Below are 17,187 nucleotides of genomic sequence, written 5' to 3' on the forward strand. Positions count from 1 at the left end.
CCCCCCCCCCCCCCGCCCCCCCCCCCCCCCCCCCCCCCCCCCCCCCCCCCCCCCCCCCCCCCCCCCCCCCCCCCCCCACGGGGGTGGTGCGGGTCAGGCGTTGAGCTTGGCCAGGGTGGCGTCGATGCGGGCCAGCGAACGCTCCTTGCCCAGGATCTCCAGGGACTCGAAGAGCGGCAGGCCGACAGTGCGTCCGGTCACGGCGACGCGGACTGGGGCCTGGGCCTTGCCGAGCTTGAGGCCGTGGGCCTCGCCGGCGGTCAGGACGGCCTGCTTGAGGGCCTCCGGGTCGGACCAGTCGGCCGACTCCAGGTTGGCGCGGGCCGTGGTCAGCAGGGCCGCGGGCTCGCCCTTCATCGCCTTGTCCCAGGACGCCTGGTCCTCGACGGGCTCCTTGCGGAAGAGGAAGTCCACGTTCGCGGTGATGTCCGACAGGACGGTGACGCGGGTCTGGGCGTGCGGGGCGATGCGGGCCCAGGCCTCGGCGTCGAAGTCCTCGGGCGCCCAGTTGGCGTGCGGGGCCGTCAGCCAGGGGGCGCAGGCGTCCGCGAAGTCCTTGGGGTCCAGCTGCCGGATGTGGTCGGCGTTGATCGCCTCGGCCTTCTTGAGGTCGAAGCGGGCCGGGTTGGCGTTGACGTCCGGGATGTCGAACTTCGCCACCATCTCCTCGATCGAGAAGATGTCCTGGTCCTTGGAGAAGGACCAGCCGAGGAGCGAGAGGTAGTTCAGCAGGCCCTCGGGCAGGAAGCCGCGCTCGCGGTAGAGGTTGAGCGAGGACTCCGGGTCGCGCTTGGAGAGCTTCTTGTTGCCCTCGCCCATGACGTACGGCAGGTGGCCGAACTCGGGGACGCCCTTGGCGATGCCCAGCTCGATCAGCGCCCGGTAGAGCGCGATCTGGCGGGGGGTGGAGGACAGCAGGTCCTCGCCGCGCAGGACGTGGGTGATCTCCATCAGCGCGTCGTCGACCGGGTTGACCAGGGTGTAGAGCGGGGCGCCGTTGGCCCGGACGATGCCGAAGTCCGGCACGTTCTCCGGGGTGACGGAGATCTCGCCGCGGACCAGGTCCGTGAAGGTGATGGTCTCGTCGGGCATCCGGAAGCGGACGATCGAGGCGCGGCCCTCGGTCTCGTACGCGGCCTTCCGCTCGGCGGTGAGGTCGCGGCAGTGGCCGTCGTAGCCGGAGGGCTTGCCGGCCGCGCGGGCGGCGTCGCGGCGCTGGTCGAGCTCCTCGGTGGTGCAGTAGCAGCTGTAGGCGTGGCCGCCGTCCTGGAGCTTCTTCGCGACGTCCGCGTAGATGTCCATGCGCTGGGACTGGCGGTACGGGGCGTGCGGGCCGCCGATCTCGGGGCCCTCGTCCCAGGTGAAGCCGAGCCAGCGCAGCGAGTCGAGCAGCTGGCCGTAGGACTCCTCGGAGTCGCGGGCCGCGTCGGTGTCCTCGATGCGGAAGACGAACGTGCCGCCGTGGTGGCGGGCGAACGCCCAGTTGAAGAGGGCCGTCCGGACCAGGCCCACGTGGGGGTTGCCGGTCGGGGAGGGACAGAAACGTACACGGACGTTCGCGTTAGCCACGCTTGATCACCTTGTTGGTGAGAGTGCCGATGCCTTCGATGGTGACGGCGACCTCGTCGCCGACGTTGAGGGGGCCGACTCCGGCCGGGGTCCCCGTGAGGATGACGTCGCCCGGGAGCAGCGTCATGGCCTCGCTGATGTGCACGATCAGGTCCTCGATGGAACGGACCATGTCGCTGGTGCGGCCGAGCTGACGCTGTTCGCCGTTGACGGTGCACTGGATGGTCAGGTCGCTCGGGTCGAGGTCGGTCTCGATCCAGGGGCCGAGGGGGCAGGAGCTGTCGAAGCCCTTGGCCCGGGCCCACTGCTTCTCCCGCTGCTGCACGTCCCGGGCGGTGACGTCGTTGGCGCAGGTGTAGCCGAGGATCACGTCCTTGACGCGCTCCTTCGGGACCTCGCGGCACATGCGGCCGATGACCACGGCGAGTTCCGCCTCGTGGTGGAGGTCCTGCGAGAAGGAGGGGTACGTGATCGGGTCTCCGGAGCCCACCACCGAGGTGGAGGGCTTGAAGAAGGTGAGGGGCGGTTCGAGACGGCCCTGCTCGTCCGCGACGGAGTTCCCGAGCTCCGCCGCGTGCTCCGCGTAGTTGCGGCCGACGGCCACGATCTTGTTCGGGAGCACGGGCGGCAGCAGCCGTACCTTGGCGAGCGGGACCTTCGTGCCGGAGAGCTCGAAGTCCGCGAACGGGATGCCCTTGATGATGTCGAGGACGAGCTCGCCCCCGGCGCCGGGGGCGGCATCGCCCTCGACCGCGCCGAAGGCGACATTGCCGTCGATCGAGAACCTGGCGATGCGCACGTGTTGCGTCTGCCCCTCTGTATTTCCGCTGGCTGGAGTCTGTGGACTCCAGGCTAACGCGGTGGGCGGGGGCGTTCGGCGCTCCGTGCCCGGGGGACTACTGCGCGGCGACGGCGACCGGGGCGTCCATCAGGATCGTGCGGCGCGGGTTCGCCGTCTGGGCCGGCAGCTCGACGGAGTGCTCCGGGGTGGCCGGGGCCGCCTGCAGCTCCTCGGCGTCCTTCAGGTGCGCGAGGGTGGTGCGGCGGGGGTTGGCTATGTTGCGGAACATCATCGTCGTCTTCATCGGAGTCCGGGGCCCTCGGTTCGGTCGTGGGTGATGGTTGTCGGATGCGCCAACCCTGGCGCCAACCCTTCAATGGGCAAGGCTAAACATCTGAATCCCCGGCTGAACCGGGAAGTAATGGCCACGGCCGTGTGAGTTTGCTCACCAATGACCGGGCATTCCCGGCAAACCAGACAGCCGACTCCACCCGGCCAAACGGACATTGCGCCACTGAATGCGTCATTCCGCTCCTGATCATCAGGACTGGGACACCTTGCCGGACGGAAGCTTTGATTGGCGTAAGTCCGGTTCGTCCCGGTAGCGGTTCCACATGGCGTAGCGCTCCTGTCACGTGCCGTGACGGGCTCGCCGGGCCGACACGCGCACCTTGTTGGAGATCCCCCACTGTGCTGGAATTCGCGGGACCGCCGCGGGAATCAGCCGGCGCGCAGGTGGCGCGAGACAGCGCCGAGCGCGGTGGCACGGAGAGGGAGACGCGCCGGTCACCGACGACCACCATGGGGCCGTCAGTGCCCCAAGACTCGACACCGTCCCACCGGTCGCCCGGCGGGACGCCTGGTCCAGAGGTTGCGACGCTAGTGCAGGGACGATTCAAGAGGGATGGCAGCGCTGCGGCGGAGCAGGAGCCGCGCGGCGGGACCGACCGTGGCTCCTCGCCCCAGCACGCCCAGAACCGCGGGCCGGCTGTCGAAGGAGCGGGACCTGACGCCTCCGCTTCGGTGAAGGCGAAGGGCCGCGGCAAGTCGGGCAAGCCCGGTAAGGCCCTCAAGGCCAAGCCGAAGGGCAAGCTCGACGCGCCCCAGCCGGCGATCGAGGCGATACCGAAGGCCCCCAGTGGGCCCGGTTCCCGTCTCGCCATGCAGAACTGGCGCATCAGCACGCGACTGGTGTCGCTGCTGACCCTGCCGGTCGTCGCCGCCACCACGCTCGGTGGCTTCCGCATCAACGACTCGATGAACGACATCTCGCAGCTGGAGCACATGCAGCTGCTGACGACGATGACCCGGCAGGCCACCAACCTGGCCGCCATGCTCCAGGAGGAGCGGGACAAGTCGGCCGGTCCGATGTCCGTCCTCAAGGACGGCAAGACCAACAGCCTCGTCGAGGGCGTCCGCGACCAGACCGACGCCGCCGCCATCGCCTTCACGGCGGCGACGGACAAGGTCAACAACACCAAGGACCAGGACGAGACCCTCAAGTCGATCCGCAGCAACATCCTGCAGATCGCGCGCCAGCTCACCGGCATCGAGGACATCCGCAAGAAGGCGTACGCCAACGGCGCCCAGCAGACCGTCACCGAGTACAACGCGCTGATCACCTCGCTCCTCTCCCTCTCGCAGGACATGGCCCAGGCCACCTCCAGCCCCGAGATGATCAAGCGCACCCGTGCCCTGGCGGCCTTCTCGTCCGCCAAGGAGTACGCCTCGATCCAGCGCGCGGTCATCGCCGCCTCGCTCCCCGAGAGCAGCGACAAGCCGGGCAAGCTGGAGGAGAACGACCGCCTCTACGCGCTCTCCGCGCTCCGCGGCGAGAGCCAGTCCCGGAAGGCCTTCGACGTGGCCTACCAGGGCAAGGCGGAGGACCTCCTCGCCTCGCTCGGGGACGGCAACTCGGAGATCGGCACCGCGGACCACTACGCCCGCCGCGTCCTGACCACCCCGGGACAGCTCGGCAAGGAGAAGAACCGGTCCTGGATGGACTGGTACGACGCCGACGACACCAAGCTCCAGGCGATGAAGGTCATCGAGCTGACGCTGCTCGAGGACATGGAGCAGAAGGCGCGCGAGCTCAAGAACGACTCGCAGCAGGACGCCATCATCAACGGTGCCCTCATCCTCCTCGTCCTCGGTGTCTCCCTCGTCGGCGCGTTCGTCATGGCCCGGTCGATGATCCGCTCGCTGCGCCGCCTGCAGGACACCGCGACGCGCGTCGCCCAGGACCGTCTGCCCGAGCTCGTCAAGCAGCTCTCCGAGTCGGACCCGCAGGACGTGGACACCTCCGTGGAGTCCGTCGGTCTGCACACCCGCGACGAGATCGGCCAGGTGGCCGCGGCCTTCGACGACGTGCACCGCGAGGCCGTCCGCCTCGCCGCCGAGCAGGCCCTCCTCCGGGGCAACGTCAACGCGATGTTCACCAACCTCTCGCGCCGCTCGCAGGGCCTCATCCAGCGTCAGCTCTCGCTCATCTCCGAACTGGAGTCGCGCGAGGCCGACCCGGACCAGCTGTCCTCGCTCTTCAAGCTCGACCACCTCGCGACCCGCATGCGCCGTAACGGCGAAAACCTCCTCGTCCTCGCGGGTGAGGAGCCGGGCCGCCGGTGGACCCGCCCCGTCCCGCTCGTCGACGTGCTCCGCGCCGCGGCGTCCGAGGTGGAGCAGTACGAGCGCATCGAACTCTCGTCGGTGCCCGGCACCGACGTCGCCGGCCGCGTCGTCAACGACCTCGTCCACCTGCTCGCGGAGCTGCTGGAGAACGCCACCTCGTTCTCCTCGCCGCAGACCAAGGTCAAGGTCACCGGTCACGCGCTGCCCGACGGCCGCGTGCTCGTCGAGATCCACGACACCGGCATCGGCCTCTCCCCCGAGGACCTGGCCGCGATCAACGAGCGCCTCGCGGCGCCGCCGACCGTGGACGTCTCCGTCTCCCGCCGCATGGGCCTGTTCGTGGTCGGCCGCCTGTCCCTGCGACACGGCATCCGCATCCAGCTGCGCCCCTCCGACTCGGGCGGTACGACGGCCCTCGTCATGCTGCCGGTGGACGTCGCCCAGGGCGGCAAGAAGCCGGCTCCGATGCCGGGCCAGGGCGGCCCCGGATCGCAGGGCAACCCGGGTGGTCCCGGCGGTCCCGGTGGCCAGGCCTCCGTGCCCGGTGCGGGTACGCGTCCCCCCGTCGGCACCGGTCCGCAGCGCGGTCAGGTCGCCGGTGGCGGCCAACGCCCCGCACTGCCCGGCCAGGGCGGTGGCCCCGGTCAGCAGCAGCGTCCCCAGGGCCCCGGCCAGGGTCAGGGCCCGCAGGGCGGTCGCCCGCAGCAGGGTGGCCCCTCGGCTCCGACCGGCCAGGGTCAGGCGGCCTTCGGCAGCGGCGCCCCGCTGCCGTCGCGCGGCCAGTCCGGCGGCCCGCAGGCCCGCCCGGCGGCGCCCCAGTCGTCCGGCCCCGGCGCCTTCGCCCAGGGCAACGGCTTCGAGCGGCCGCAGCCGCCCCAGCCGCAGCAGGGTCAGCAGCAGCCCCAGCAGAACCAGTTCCAGCAGGGCCAGCAGAACCAGTTCCAGCAGGGCCAGCAGCAGTCGCAGCAGCAGGCCGGGCAGCAGCAGCCCGCCCCGGTCCAGCGCAAGCGGCCGCAGCTGCCGCCGCGCGGCGGCGCCCCCCGCGCGGAGCTTCCCGGTTCGAGCGGTTCGCCCGCAGGGATCCCGCCGGCCACCAGCTGGGGTTCCGCACAGGGCGGCCACGAGGTCCCGCGCGGTCACGACGAGCTCTCGGGCCCCGGCTCGACCTCCGAGTTCGCCCGCCCGGACTACAACGCCCCGTACCCGCCCCAGGCGACCGGCGGCAACCCCGCCAACAGCACGACCGGGCAGTTCGAGCGTCCCGACGTACGGGGTCCCCTGGACCCGTCCGCCACGGGCCAGTTCGAGCGCCCGCAGCTGGGCGGCCCGCTGGACCCGGCCTCGACCGGCCAGTTCGCCCGTCCGGCCGCGCCCCAGCAGCCGGCGCCGCGGACCGGTGGTCCGGGTGTCGGTGGCTACGGCCAGGACCAGCAGCCCGGCGGCTACGCGCCGGCGCCCGCCCCGGCTCCGCGTCCCGACGCGCCCCGGCTGCCCCAGGCCCACCAGCCCGAGGCCCTGCCGCCGGCGCCGTCGCAGCCCATGGGCGGCGCGGGCCGCAGCCCGATCTTCGACACGCTGGAGTCGAACTGGTTCCGCGAGGAGGGCGAGCAGCCCGCCGCGCAGGCACCGGCCGTACCCCAGCAGCCTCAGCAGCACCAGCAGCACCAGGTGCAGGCTCAGCGCGGCCCGGAGCTCGCCGCCGAGCCGGCCGCCGCGGTGACCGGCAGCACGCCGACGGTCAGCTGGCGCTCCTCCCCCAACGACGAGCTGATGCGGCAGGCCGAGCGCGTCCGTCAGCCCGCCGCCGGAGGGATCACGACGTCGGGGCTGCCCCGCCGGGTACCGCGGGCGAACCTCGTGGCCGGCACCGCGCAGCAGCAGGCCGAAGCCCAGGCGGGCCCGCAGGTTTCGCGTGCTCCGGACGACGTCCGCGGCCGTCTCACCAACCTCCGACGCGGTATCCAGCAGGGGCGCCAGGCCGGCACCACCGGCCCCGCGACCGGCAGTTACCACATCGACCCCACTTACCAGCAGGAGCGTTAGTTGAGTTCGATGAGCCAGGCGGCACAGAACCTGAACTGGTTGATCACCAACTTCGTGGACAACACCCCCGGGGTGTCCCACACGGTGGTGGTTTCCGCCGATGGACTCCTTCTGGCGATGTCCGAAGGATTCCCCCGTGACCGCGCCGATCAGCTGGCGGCCGTGGCCTCCGGTCTGACGTCGCTGACCGCCGGTGCCTCCCGGATCTTCGAGGGTGGCGCCGTCAACCAGACCGTCGTGGAGATGGACCGGGGATTCCTCTTCCTCATGTCCGTCTCGGACGGCTCCTCGCTGGCCGTACTCGCCCACCCGGAGTGCGACATCGGCCTCGTGGGCTACGAAATGGCCCTCCTCGTGGACCGCGCGGGCAGTGTCCTCACCCCGGACCTGCGCGCCGAGCTTCAGGGAAGCCTGCTCATCTGACTGCACATCCCCCGGCCGGACGGTACTTCCGGCCGGGGGACCGGGACCCCACCCCCGGTACCCAGTACCCCCGCCAGGCCGTCATCACGTCCCCCCACCGGCCGCCCCGTCAGACGGCACGCTGACCACTGCTGTCCAGCCCGGAGGATCAATGACCCCGCCCCCCGCCTATCCCGATGCGTACGGAGATTCGTACTCGGAAGGCGACCAGCCGCTGGTACGTCCGTACGCGATGACCGGAGGCCGGACCCGTCCGCGCTACCAGCTCGCCATCGAGGCGCTGGTCAGCACCACGGCCGATCCGATGCACCTGTCCGGCCTGCTGCCGGAGCACCAGCGCATCTGCACGCTCTGCCGTGAGGTGAAGTCGGTCGCGGAGGTCTCCGCACTGCTGTCGATGCCGCTCGGTGTCGCCCGGATCCTCGTCGCCGACCTGGCGGAGGCCGGAATGGTGGCCATCCACCAGCCGGGCAATGGAGAGGCCGGCGGAACGCCGGATGTAACGCTGCTCGAGAGGGTTCTCAGTGGACTTCGCAAGCTCTGACGCCGGAGCGGCTCCTCGCTCCACCACCTCCGCGAAGATCGTGGTGGCGGGCGGCTTCGGCGTGGGCAAGACCACGTTCGTCGGCGCGGTCTCCGAGATCAACCCGCTGCGCACCGAAGCCGTCATGACGTCCGCCAGTGCGGGCATCGACGACCTCACCCACACCGGTGACAAGACGACCACCACGGTCGCCATGGACTTCGGCCGCATCACCCTGGACCAGGACCTGATCCTGTACCTCTTCGGTACCCCCGGTCAGGACCGCTTCTGGTTCATGTGGGACGACCTGGTCCGCGGCGCCATCGGCGCGATCGTGCTGGTCGACACGCGGCGCCTGGCGGACTGCTTCCCCGCGGTGGACTACTTCGAGAACAGCGGCCTGCCGTTCGTCGTGGCCCTCAACGGCTTCGAGGGGCACCAGCCGTACACGCCGGAGGAAGTCCGCGAGGCCCTGCAGATCGGCCCGGACGCCCCCATCATCACCACCGACGCCCGCCACCGCGGTGACGCGAAGAGCGCGCTCATCACGCTCGTCGAGCACGCGCTGATGGCCCGGCTCAAGTAACACGTTTCCTCATGTCGTGCGCGGGGGCGGGCTGTGTCTTACGACACGGCCCGCCCCTGTCGTTCATAACGTTTCGACAGAGAATTATCGGCCCTGTGGACACAGGGTGCGTTCGCCCGGTGCCGCTGCGCGCACGACTGGCCCCGTTTTTGCCGCAGCTCGCTCTTTATGTCCGGTTTATGTGGGGCTTAAGGCTCTGTGAATCGCCGATTTCAACTGTTTGGAACACGGCCGTTAACCGTGCTGGAATTCAACGAACTAGCTAGTAGCACCGCCGAGAGGTTGTTGGTCGAGTGAGGCGAAGCAACTCGAGCCCCGCGGATGAACCCGCGCGCGGCAACTTCACCCCGCCGCCGCGCGCGGCCACGTCATCCGTCGACGTGCCCGTGGACCCACCCACGAGCGGCGGTAGCACCAGCAAGCTGTCCCCCCGCAACTGGCGCGTGCCGACCCGTCTGAACGCCATCCTCCTCGTACCCGTCCTCGTCGGACTGGTCATGGGCGGCTTCCAGGTCAAGGGTTCGGTCGACAGCTGGAACGAGGCGAAGGACGCCGAGAAGACCGCGCGCATCGTCCAGGCCGCGGCCGAGTACGGCCAGGCGCTCCTCAACGAGCGCGACCTGACCGCCGAGCCGCTCCTCAAGGGCGACCGCAACAGCGACGTCGTGTCGAAGGCGTACGCCGCCACCGACGCCGCCAAGGCCAAGTTCGCGACGGCCGCGAAGGACCTGCCCGCGAAGCAGGGCCTGGAGCGTCGCCTGGAGCTCTTCCGCCAGGAGGAGCCGAAGCTGGAGCAGGTCCGCAAGACCGCCTACGCCGTCCCCGAGTCGGCGAAGAAGAACCTTCCGGCCTCGGCGGGCCCCATCCCGACCGAAGAGGGGTACGTGCTGGTCCAGCACTACCTCATGCAGTTCTCCAACGAACTCGGCCTCGGCACCGGCAACGTCACCAGCTACGGCCGCATGGTCTACGCGATCGAGCTGGCGAAGGCCGCGAACTCCCTCCAGCGCTCGGTCGGCACGCACCTGCTGGTGCGTCCGAACGAGAACGAGGAGATCCGCAAGGCCCAGCTCGTCGCCTTCTCCTCCTACGCCTACCTCGAAGAGATAGCCATCGGCGAGTACGTCGCCGCCGGTACCGACGAGGAGACGAACCGGCTCAAGGAGGTCATGGGCAAGAAGTCCCAGGAGGGGGCCGCCAAGCTCGCGCAGGCCAAGCAGGCCGCCGAGCAGTCCGGCGCCGTCTTCAAGGCTCCGCCCGTGGTCAACGGCTCCCCGCTGGTCGGCATGACCGAGGCGATAGCCGGCGGCGACAAGAACACGAAGCTGGCCCAGAACGGCACCACGCCGGCCGCCTGGCAGGCCGCCTCCACCGCCAAGTTCGACGGCTACGCCGAGATCGAGAAGGAACTCCTCGAAAAGGCCGTCGACGACGCAGTCGCGGTGTCCGACGAGTCCCGCGGTGACGCCATCCTGACCGGCGCGATCGTGGTCGTGGCCCTGCTCGCCGCCTTCATCCTGGCCGGTATGATGGCCCGCCAGATGGGCCGCGCGATGCGCCACCTGCGCAGCTCCGCCTTCGACATCGCCGAGCAGCGCCTGCCGATGCTCGTCGACCAGCTCTCGCGCACCGACCCGGGCAAGGTCGACACCCGGGTCGCGCCGATCCCGATCAACTCCCGGGACGAGATCGGCGAGGTCGCCCGCGCCTTCGACCAGGTCCACCGGGAAGCGGTCCGGCTCGCCGCCGAGCAGGCCCTCCTGCGAGGGAACGTCAACGCGATCTTCACGAACCTCTCCATGCGCAACCAGTCGCTGATCGAGGGCCAGCTGACCCTCATCACCGACCTGGAGAACAACGAGGCCGACCCGGACCAGCTGGAGAACCTCTTCCGCCTGGACCACCTGGCCACCCGCATGCGCCGCAACGGCGAGAACCTCCTCATCCTCGCGGGTGAGAACCCGGGCCGCCGCTGGGACCAGCCGGTGCCCCTCGTCGACGTCCTGCGCGCCGCCTCCTCCGAGGTGGAGCAGTACGAGCGCATCGAGCTCTCCGGCGTCTCCGAGGCCGAGATCCACGGCCAGGCCGTGACCGACCTCGTGCACCTGCTCGCCGAGCTGCTGGAGAACGCCACCACGTTCTCCTCCCCGCAGACCAAGGTGCGCGTCAACGCCACGCGCCTGCCCGACGGCCGCGTCATGGTCGAGATCCACGACAAGGGCATCGGCCTCACCGCCGAGGACTTCGCGGACATCAACCACAAGCTGGCCAACCCGCCGACCGTGGACGCCGCGATCTCGCAGCGCATGGGTCTGTTCGTGGTCGGCCGGCTGGCGGACCGCCACAGCATCCGCGTCCAGCTGCGCCCCTCGGGCGAGGCGGCGGGCACCACCTCGCTGGTGATGCTCCCGGACGCGATCACCCACGGTGGTGGTGGCGAGGGCATGCCGGACGACGACTTCACGGTCTCCTCGATCATTCCGGAGCAGAAGACCCAGCTGGCCGCCCCGCTGCGCACCGCCGCCGAACTCGGCTTCGACGACTCGGCGTACGACCGCCAGGGCGGCCCGAGCCCCGACGGGGCGACCGCGGACCCGGTCGTACGGTCCCTGGGCCGCGAGGAGCGCCGGGCCGCGCTGGAGGCTCAGGTCGGCTACCCGCAGGGGCAGGCCGAGTACCCGGCCCAGGACTATCCGGAACCTCAGCCGGAACACGGCTACCAGCCGTACCAGGGCTATGAGGAACCGGCCGCGCAGAGCTACGAGAACGGCTACGAGGCTCCGCAGCAGCAGTCGGGCTACGAGGCGTACCCGGACCAGGCATATGCCTATCCGGAGGTCGGCTACCAGGACCCCCAGCAGTCCGCGCCGTCGTACGAGGGTGGCTACGAGGACCAGTCCCAGCAGGCCGAGTGGCCCCAGCAGAACACCTATTCGGGCTCCTACCAGCAGAGCTACGGGACCGAATCGGAATCACCGTCCGCTCCCGAACCGGCCGCGGAGCGCGTAGGCTTCGACCGTCCGGGCGCCGCTGCCGACACCGGTCACCAAATGACCGGAGCGGGCCTGCCGCGACGCGGCAGCCAGCAGCAGTGGCAGCCGGCGAAGCAGGAAGCGGAGTCCACCGGATCTCTCTTCGAGCAGCGGCCGCAGCGTCAGCAGCAGCCCGCCGAACCGAAGCGGGCCCCGGAGGAAACCGAAGGCACCGAGGCCTGGCGTTCGACGAACGACGAGCGCTGGCAGCAGGCCGGCAAGCTCCGTGAGCCGAAGGCGGGCGGGGTCACCCCGTCCGGTCTCCCTCGGCGGGTGCCCAAGGCCAACCTGGTCGAGGGCGCTGCGGAGACGACCCCGCAGGGCGGCCCCCAGGTCTCCCGCGCACCGGAGGACGTCCGCGGCAGGTTGAGCAACCTGCGGCGCGGTGTCCAACAGGGACGCAGCGCGGGATCCGAGCAGTCAAGTAACAGCTATGACCAGGAGCGTTAGTGTGAGCCCGATGAGCCAGGCGGCACAGAACCTGAACTGGTTGATCACCAACTTCGTGGACAACACCCCAGGGGTGTCCCACACGGTGGTGGTCTCCGCCGACGGCCTTCTTCTGGCGATGTCCGACGGATTCCCGCGCGACCGCGCCGATCAGCTGGCGGCCGTGGCCTCCGGTCTGACGTCGCTGACCGCCGGAGCCTCCCGGATCTTCGAGGGTGGCGCCGTCAACCAGACCGTCGTGGAGATGGACCGCGGGTTCCTCTTCCTCATGTCCGTGTCGGACGGTTCGTCGCTCGCGGTGCTCGCGCACCCCGAGTGCGACATCGGCCTCGTGGGCTACGAGATGGCCCTCCTCGTGGACCGCGCGGGCAGCGTCCTGACTCCGGACCTGCGTGCGGAGCTCCAGGGAAGTCTTCTCAACTAGCAAACAAGCAGTGCGTTTCGCGTCACCGCACCATAGGGTGCGGTGGCGCGGTTCCACAGGGAGTACTGCGTTCTTGGAGTCGGAGGAGGAAACGTGACAACACCCGGAGGACATCCTTATGGCGGCGCGCAGCAGCCGCAGGGTGGGCACGACCAGAACCGCTTCAATTTTCCCTCCGCTCCCAGCCGGCCCGTGCCGGAGCACAACCCGTACCAGCAGTACGGCCAGCCCCAGCAGCCGCAGCAGCCCCCGCAGGGCCACCGGCCCTCGCAGGGTCCCATGCGGTCCTCGCAGCCCCAGGCTCCGAAGGCGCACAACCCGCTGGTGCGTCCGTACGCCATGACCGGCGGCCGTACGCGGCCGCGTTACCAGCTCGCCATCGAGGCGCTGGTCAGTACCACGGCCGATCCCGCGCGGTTGCAAGGGCAGTTGCCCGAGCACCAGCGCATCTGCCGCCTGTGCCAGGAGATCAAATCCGTTGCGGAGATCTCGGCACTTCTCTCCATTCCTCTTGGTGTCGCCCGGATCCTCGTCGCCGACCTGGCGGAGGCGGGCCTCGTCGCCATTCACCAGCCCGGCGGCGACGAGTCCGCCGGCGGCCAGCCAGATGTGACACTGCTCGAAAGGGTGCTCAGTGGACTTCGCAAGCTCTAACGGAGGGTCTGCTGGAGGGGCACCGCGCTCCACCACCTCCGCGAAGATCGTGGTGGCGGGCGGCTTCGGCGTGGGCAAGACCACGTTCGTCGGCGCGGTCTCCGAGATCAACCCGCTGCGCACCGAAGCCGTCATGACGTCCGCCAGTGCGGGCATCGACGACCTCACCCACACCGGTGACAAGACGACCACCACGGTCGCCATGGACTTCGGCCGCATCACCCTGGACCAGGACCTGATCCTGTACCTCTTCGGTACCCCCGGTCAGGACCGCTTCTGGTTCATGTGGGACGACCTGGTCCGCGGCGCCATCGGCGCGATCGTGCTGGTCGACACGCGGCGCCTGGCGGACTGCTTCCCCGCGGTGGACTACTTCGAGAACAGCGGCCTGCCGTTCGTCGTGGCCCTCAACGGCTTCGAGGGGCACCAGCCGTACACGCCGGAGGAAGTCCGCGAGGCCCTGCAGATCGGCCCGGACGCCCCCATCATCACCACCGACGCCCGCCACCGCGGTGACGCGAAGAGCGCGCTCATCACGCTCGTCGAGCACGCGCTGATGGCCCGCCTGCGGTAGGCGGGCGGTCCGCTCCGTCGTTCACCCGGGACGCCGGGAACCCGTGGAGGGTTCCCGGCGTTCTGTTCTTCTGACGGAGGGGGCACACGTGAGCGCCGAGGCCGCGGCCATCAATCTGGGCAGGGTGCTGGCCACCCGCGCGGTATCCCTGTGGCTCGGGCCGCGGCGGCGCGCGCAGGAGGCCGACTCCCCCATGTCGGACCTGATTCGCTTCCGCGTACCGGGACTGCGTCACCAGCGGGGTCTGGAGCGGCAGTTCGAGGACATGGCCGATGCCGTGGCCGCGCGCCTGGAGCCGCTTCTGGCGCACGAGTTCCGCGGGCTTCCCGACCACGAACGCCGGGCGGCGCTCGACGCCGTCTCGGACACCTTCGTCCGCGCCGACCTCTCGGACGGGGCGATCATCGGCGCGGACGCCGACCCGTCGGAGCTGGCCCGCGGGATCCGCCGTGAAGTCCCTTCCCCGGCAGGGCTGTCCGAGGCCGCGGCCGCCTTCCACGACGCCCTGTTCGCCGAATCCGTCGACTGCTACGTACGGATGCTGAAGCACCTGCCGGTCTTCACGGAGCGGGCCGTCACCGAACTGCTGTCCCGTACCACCACGTTGGCCGCTGAGGTGGCCCGCGCGTTGGACCGCCTGCCCGTCCGCTCCTTGTACGCACCCGAGGGCGCCGGCGAGGACGAGGCGTTCCTGCGGGAGTACCTGGAGCTCATCAGCGGGACGCTGGACGAGGTGGAGCTGTTCAGCTTCGCCTCGGACCGGGCCCCCCGGACCAAACTGTCGGTCGCGTACGTGAGTCTGCGGACCGGCGTCGGGGAGTCCGGCCGGCCATCGCGGCGGGCGGCCTCGCCGCGCGGCCCGGCGGGAGCGTGGGCCGAGGAGCGGGGCGAGCACGGCGTGCGGGTGGAGGCGGCGCTGAGCGAGGCGCCCAGGGTCCTGCTGCGCGGCGAGGCCGGCTCCGGGAAGACGACCATGCTCCATTGGCTGGCGGTGACGGCGGCGCGCGGAGCGTTCACGGGAGCCCTGGCCGGGTGGAACGGCCTGGTTCCCGTCGTGATCAAGCTGCGCCGGTACGCGGGGCGCGGCCTCCCGGCGCCCGAGGCCCTGCTGGACCAACTGGCCGGTCCCCTCACCGGCCACATGCCGCGCGCGTGGATGGACCGGCTGTTGTCCGGCGGGCGGGTCCTCCTGTTGGTCGACGGGGTCGACGAACTACCGACGGGCGAGCGCCGGGAGGTCCACCGGTGGCTGCGCACGCTGTTGGCGGCCTACCCGCAGAACCGGGTGGTGGTCACCTCGCGCCCGGCGGCGGCGGGCAGGGACTGGCTGCGCGACGAGCGGTTCCGGCCGGTGCTGCTGGACCGGATGCGGCCGGCTGACCTGGTGGTGTTCGTCCGCCAGTGGCACCGGGCCGTCCGGGAGCAGGGGGACCGGCTGCCCTGCGAGCCCGAGCAGCTCCCCGACTACGAGCGTTCCCTGATCACCCGGCTGCAGGACCGGCCCCACCTCCAGTCCCTGGCCGCGAGCCCCCTGATGGCCGCGCTCCTGTGCGCGCTGCACCTGGAGCGGCGCCGTCAACTTCCGCGTAGTCGGATGGAGTTGTACCGCACGGCTTTGGAGATCCTGCTGCACCGGCGGGACACGGAGCGGGGCGTCCCCGGCGACCTCGGCGTCCCGTTGACCCTGACGGACAAGCTCCTGCTGCTCCAGGACCTGGCCTGGCGGCTGTCGGACAACAATCGCAGCGAGATCGCGCGGGACCGGGCCGCCGAGCACGTGCGCGGCGCCATCTCCGCGATGCGGCACCTGGAGGAGGCGGACGGGGCTGCCGTACTGGACCACCTGCTGGTGCGCTCGGGCGTGCTGCGGGCGCCGGCCGAGGACCGCGTGGACTTCGTGCACCGCAGTTTCCAGGAGTACCTGGCGGCGGCCGAGGCGGCCTCGGAGGATCGCATCGGAAACCTGGTGGAACGGGCGCACCTGGACCTGTGGCACGAGACGATCGTGATGACGGCGGGCCACGCCAACCGCACGCAGCGGGAGGAGCTGATCGAGGGCGTCCTGGCCCGGGCCGTCGCCGAACCCCGCCACGCACGCCGCCTGCGCCTGCTGGCGGCGTCCTGCCTGGAGACGATGCCGTCCGTCCCCGACGCGGTGGCCGTCCCCCTGGACGAGGCCCTGGGCTCCCTGATCCCGCCCCGCCGGGAGAGCGAGGCCACTTCCCTGTCGGCGGTGGGCCCGCCGGTGTTGCGGCTCCTGCCGCCGTCCCTGAGAGGCGAGTCCGAGGCCGCGGTGCGGGCCCTGGTACGGACGACGGCGCTGATCGGCGGCGAGGGCGCACTGCGCAGGCTGGGGCAGTGGACCGAGGACCCACGGCACACGTCGCAGCGGCAACTCGCCGATGTGTGGGAGTACTTCGATCCGCACGACTACGCGCGGCGCGTCCTGTCCCGGATCGCGCTGGACGAGATCTGGCTCTCGCTGACCCACGCCGCCCAGTGGCAGGCGATGCCGCTGCTCCCCGGTGCCCGGCGGATCGCGGTGCACTATCCCTTCGCCCGAGGGCTGGCAGCTTTCAAGGAACTGGGAGAGCTGGACAGGCTCTCGGTGACCGACCTGCGGGACGACGCCGACCTCGCGCCCGTGGCCTCCTTCACCGGCCTGACGGCGCTCGACGCCTGGGGCAACGTGGCGCTGCGCGACACGGGGCCGCTGGGCGAGTTGCCGGACCTGGAGTTCCTCCAGCTCCTGAACTGGAGCACCTGCCCGGGGCCGGACGGGATACCGGGTGTCGCGAGGTTGCGGACGCTGTCCCTGGGGCGGCTCCCCGCGGACGTCGAGCTCGACTCCCTCGGCGTCGGCGTCCGTCTGCGCCAACTGTCGCTCCAGGGCGAGGGGACACCCCGCGGCTTCACCGGGCTCGGCACCCTGGAGAGCCTGACCGGCCTCACACTGTACGGCTATGACCTGCGGGATTGGCTCCCGCGCCTGGAGAGCGGCCCCCCGGGCCTGGAGCGGTTGGTCCTGCATCGCTGCACGCTGCCCGAGGACCTGAGCGGTCTCGCCGTACTCGGTTGCCGGGCGCTGCGGCTGGACGGGTGCCGGACGGCCGACGGCCGCCCGCCGCGCCTCGACTCGCTGCCGGAGGGCATCAAGGTCAAGGGCGGCTGAGCGGCCGTCGGGAAGAGCGGGTGCGTGCTGCGGGGTCAGCGCCAGCTGTGGGGGGCCTGGAAGCCCCGGCTGCGCTCCAGGCGGCGCCAGCCGGCCGGAGGGCGGGGGGTGCTGACGGCCTCGGGGGTCGCGGCGGCGCGGGCGAGCAGGATCGCGGTGATCGCGGCCAGCTCCTCGGGCTCGGCGTTGCCCTTCTCGACCTTCAGCAGGGTGTCGGTGGCGATGCTCATCGGTGGCATGTCTCCTTCGTTTACTGCGGCGGGTTGCCGTGCTTGCGCGACGGCAGGTCGGCGTGCTTGGTGCGGAGCATCGCGAGGGCGCTCGCGAG

Annotated in this window: 13 protein-coding genes; 9 read left to right on the plus strand and 4 right to left on the minus strand. The window is 70.9% G+C overall.

Annotated features, from left to right (window positions below):
- Nucleotides 1-93 precede the first annotated feature (93 nt).
- The 3 genes from gltX to NOD94_RS33825 all read right to left on the minus strand — a co-directional run bounded on the left by gltX (nt 94) and on the right by NOD94_RS33825 (nt 2,654).
- Nucleotides 94-1,569, minus strand: coding sequence for a glutamate--tRNA ligase (gene gltX / locus NOD94_RS33815; protein ID WP_281210021.1), 1,476 nt, complete (start codon nt 1,567-1,569; stop codon nt 94-96).
- Nucleotides 1,562-2,368: a fumarylacetoacetate hydrolase family protein gene (locus tag NOD94_RS33820; protein ID WP_281210022.1), complete on the minus strand. Its 807-nt coding sequence runs from the start codon at nt 2,366-2,368 to the stop codon at nt 1,562-1,564. The genes gltX and NOD94_RS33820 overlap by 8 nt, the downstream gene beginning before the upstream one ends.
- Before the next feature lie 97 nt (nt 2,369-2,465).
- Complete coding sequence (locus NOD94_RS33825; protein WP_281210023.1) at nt 2,466-2,654, minus strand: hypothetical protein; 189 nt, start codon at nt 2,652-2,654, stop codon at nt 2,466-2,468.
- 578 nt (nt 2,655-3,232) lie between these two features.
- Here NOD94_RS33825 and NOD94_RS33830 point away from each other — a divergent pair.
- The 9 genes from NOD94_RS33830 (at nt 3,233) to NOD94_RS33870 (ending at nt 16,859) form a co-directional block, all read left to right on the plus strand.
- Nucleotides 3,233-7,021 carry a nitrate- and nitrite sensing domain-containing protein gene (locus tag NOD94_RS33830; RefSeq protein ID WP_281210024.1) on the plus strand — a complete coding sequence of 1,263 codons (3,789 nt, stop codon included), beginning with the start codon at nt 3,233-3,235 and terminating at the stop codon, nt 7,019-7,021.
- A 9-nt stretch (nt 7,022-7,030) separates the two neighbouring features.
- A complete protein-coding gene (locus NOD94_RS33835) occupies nt 7,031-7,444 on the plus strand; it encodes a roadblock/LC7 domain-containing protein (RefSeq protein ID WP_008739864.1) in 414 nt (137 codons plus the stop codon).
- A gap of 151 nt (nt 7,445-7,595) precedes the next feature.
- Nucleotides 7,596-7,988 (plus strand): DUF742 domain-containing protein, encoded by a 393-nt coding sequence (locus tag NOD94_RS33840; protein WP_007266775.1) that lies wholly within the window; start codon nt 7,596-7,598, stop codon nt 7,986-7,988.
- Nucleotides 7,969-8,553 carry an ATP/GTP-binding protein gene (locus NOD94_RS33845; RefSeq protein WP_281210025.1) on the plus strand — a complete coding sequence of 195 codons (585 nt, stop codon included), beginning with the start codon at nt 7,969-7,971 and terminating at the stop codon, nt 8,551-8,553. Before NOD94_RS33840 ends, NOD94_RS33845 begins: the two co-directional genes overlap by 20 nt.
- A gap of 293 nt (nt 8,554-8,846) precedes the next feature.
- Nucleotides 8,847-12,035: a nitrate- and nitrite sensing domain-containing protein gene (locus NOD94_RS33850; RefSeq protein ID WP_281210026.1), complete on the plus strand. Its 3,189-nt coding sequence runs from the start codon at nt 8,847-8,849 to the stop codon at nt 12,033-12,035.
- A gap of 10 nt (nt 12,036-12,045) precedes the next feature.
- The gene (locus tag NOD94_RS33855; protein WP_030037347.1) at nt 12,046-12,459 is read left to right on the plus strand and encodes a roadblock/LC7 domain-containing protein; all 414 of its coding nucleotides are present in this window, start codon (nt 12,046-12,048) and stop codon (nt 12,457-12,459) included.
- Nucleotides 12,460-12,552: 93 nt separating this feature from the next.
- Nucleotides 12,553-13,113 (plus strand): DUF742 domain-containing protein, encoded by a 561-nt coding sequence (locus NOD94_RS33860; protein ID WP_281210027.1) that lies wholly within the window; start codon nt 12,553-12,555, stop codon nt 13,111-13,113.
- A complete protein-coding gene (locus NOD94_RS33865) occupies nt 13,094-13,687 on the plus strand; it encodes an ATP/GTP-binding protein (RefSeq protein ID WP_281210028.1) in 594 nt (197 codons plus the stop codon). Before NOD94_RS33860 ends, NOD94_RS33865 begins: the two co-directional genes overlap by 20 nt.
- Nucleotides 13,688-13,775: 88 nt before the next feature.
- Nucleotides 13,776-16,859, plus strand: a complete 3,084-nt coding sequence (locus NOD94_RS33870; protein WP_281210029.1) for an NACHT domain-containing protein — start codon at nt 13,776-13,778, stop codon at nt 16,857-16,859.
- 35 nt (nt 16,860-16,894) lie between these two features.
- On the opposite strand, the gene NOD94_RS33875 is transcribed toward NOD94_RS33870, so the two are convergent.
- Nucleotides 16,895-17,089: an acyl-CoA carboxylase subunit epsilon gene (locus NOD94_RS33875; protein WP_281210030.1), complete on the minus strand. Its 195-nt coding sequence runs from the start codon at nt 17,087-17,089 to the stop codon at nt 16,895-16,897.
- Nucleotides 17,090-17,187 lie beyond the last annotated feature (98 nt).

Origin of the sequence: Streptomyces sp. Isolate_45 (assembly GCF_024721315.2) — a bacterium.
Classification (GTDB): domain Bacteria; phylum Actinomycetota; class Actinomycetes; order Streptomycetales; family Streptomycetaceae; genus Streptomyces.

What these genes read in the sequence shown, in the direction of transcription:
- NOD94_RS33835 (WP_008739864.1), top strand. Translation starts at nt 7,031, where the DNA reads ATGAGCCAGGCGGCACAGAACCTGAACTGGTTGATCACCAACTTCGTG.
- NOD94_RS33855 (WP_030037347.1), top strand. Translation starts at nt 12,046, where the DNA reads ATGAGCCAGGCGGCACAGAACCTGAACTGGTTGATCACCAACTTCGTG.
- NOD94_RS33840 (WP_007266775.1), top strand. Translation starts at nt 7,596, where the DNA reads ATGACCCCGCCCCCCGCCTATCCCGATGCGTACGGAGATTCGTACTCG.
- NOD94_RS33875 (WP_281210030.1), bottom strand. Translation starts at nt 17,089, where the DNA reads ATGAGCATCGCCACCGACACCCTGCTGAAGGTCGAGAAGGGCAACGCC.
- NOD94_RS33825 (WP_281210023.1), bottom strand. Translation starts at nt 2,654, where the DNA reads ATGAAGACGACGATGATGTTCCGCAACATAGCCAACCCCCGCCGCACC.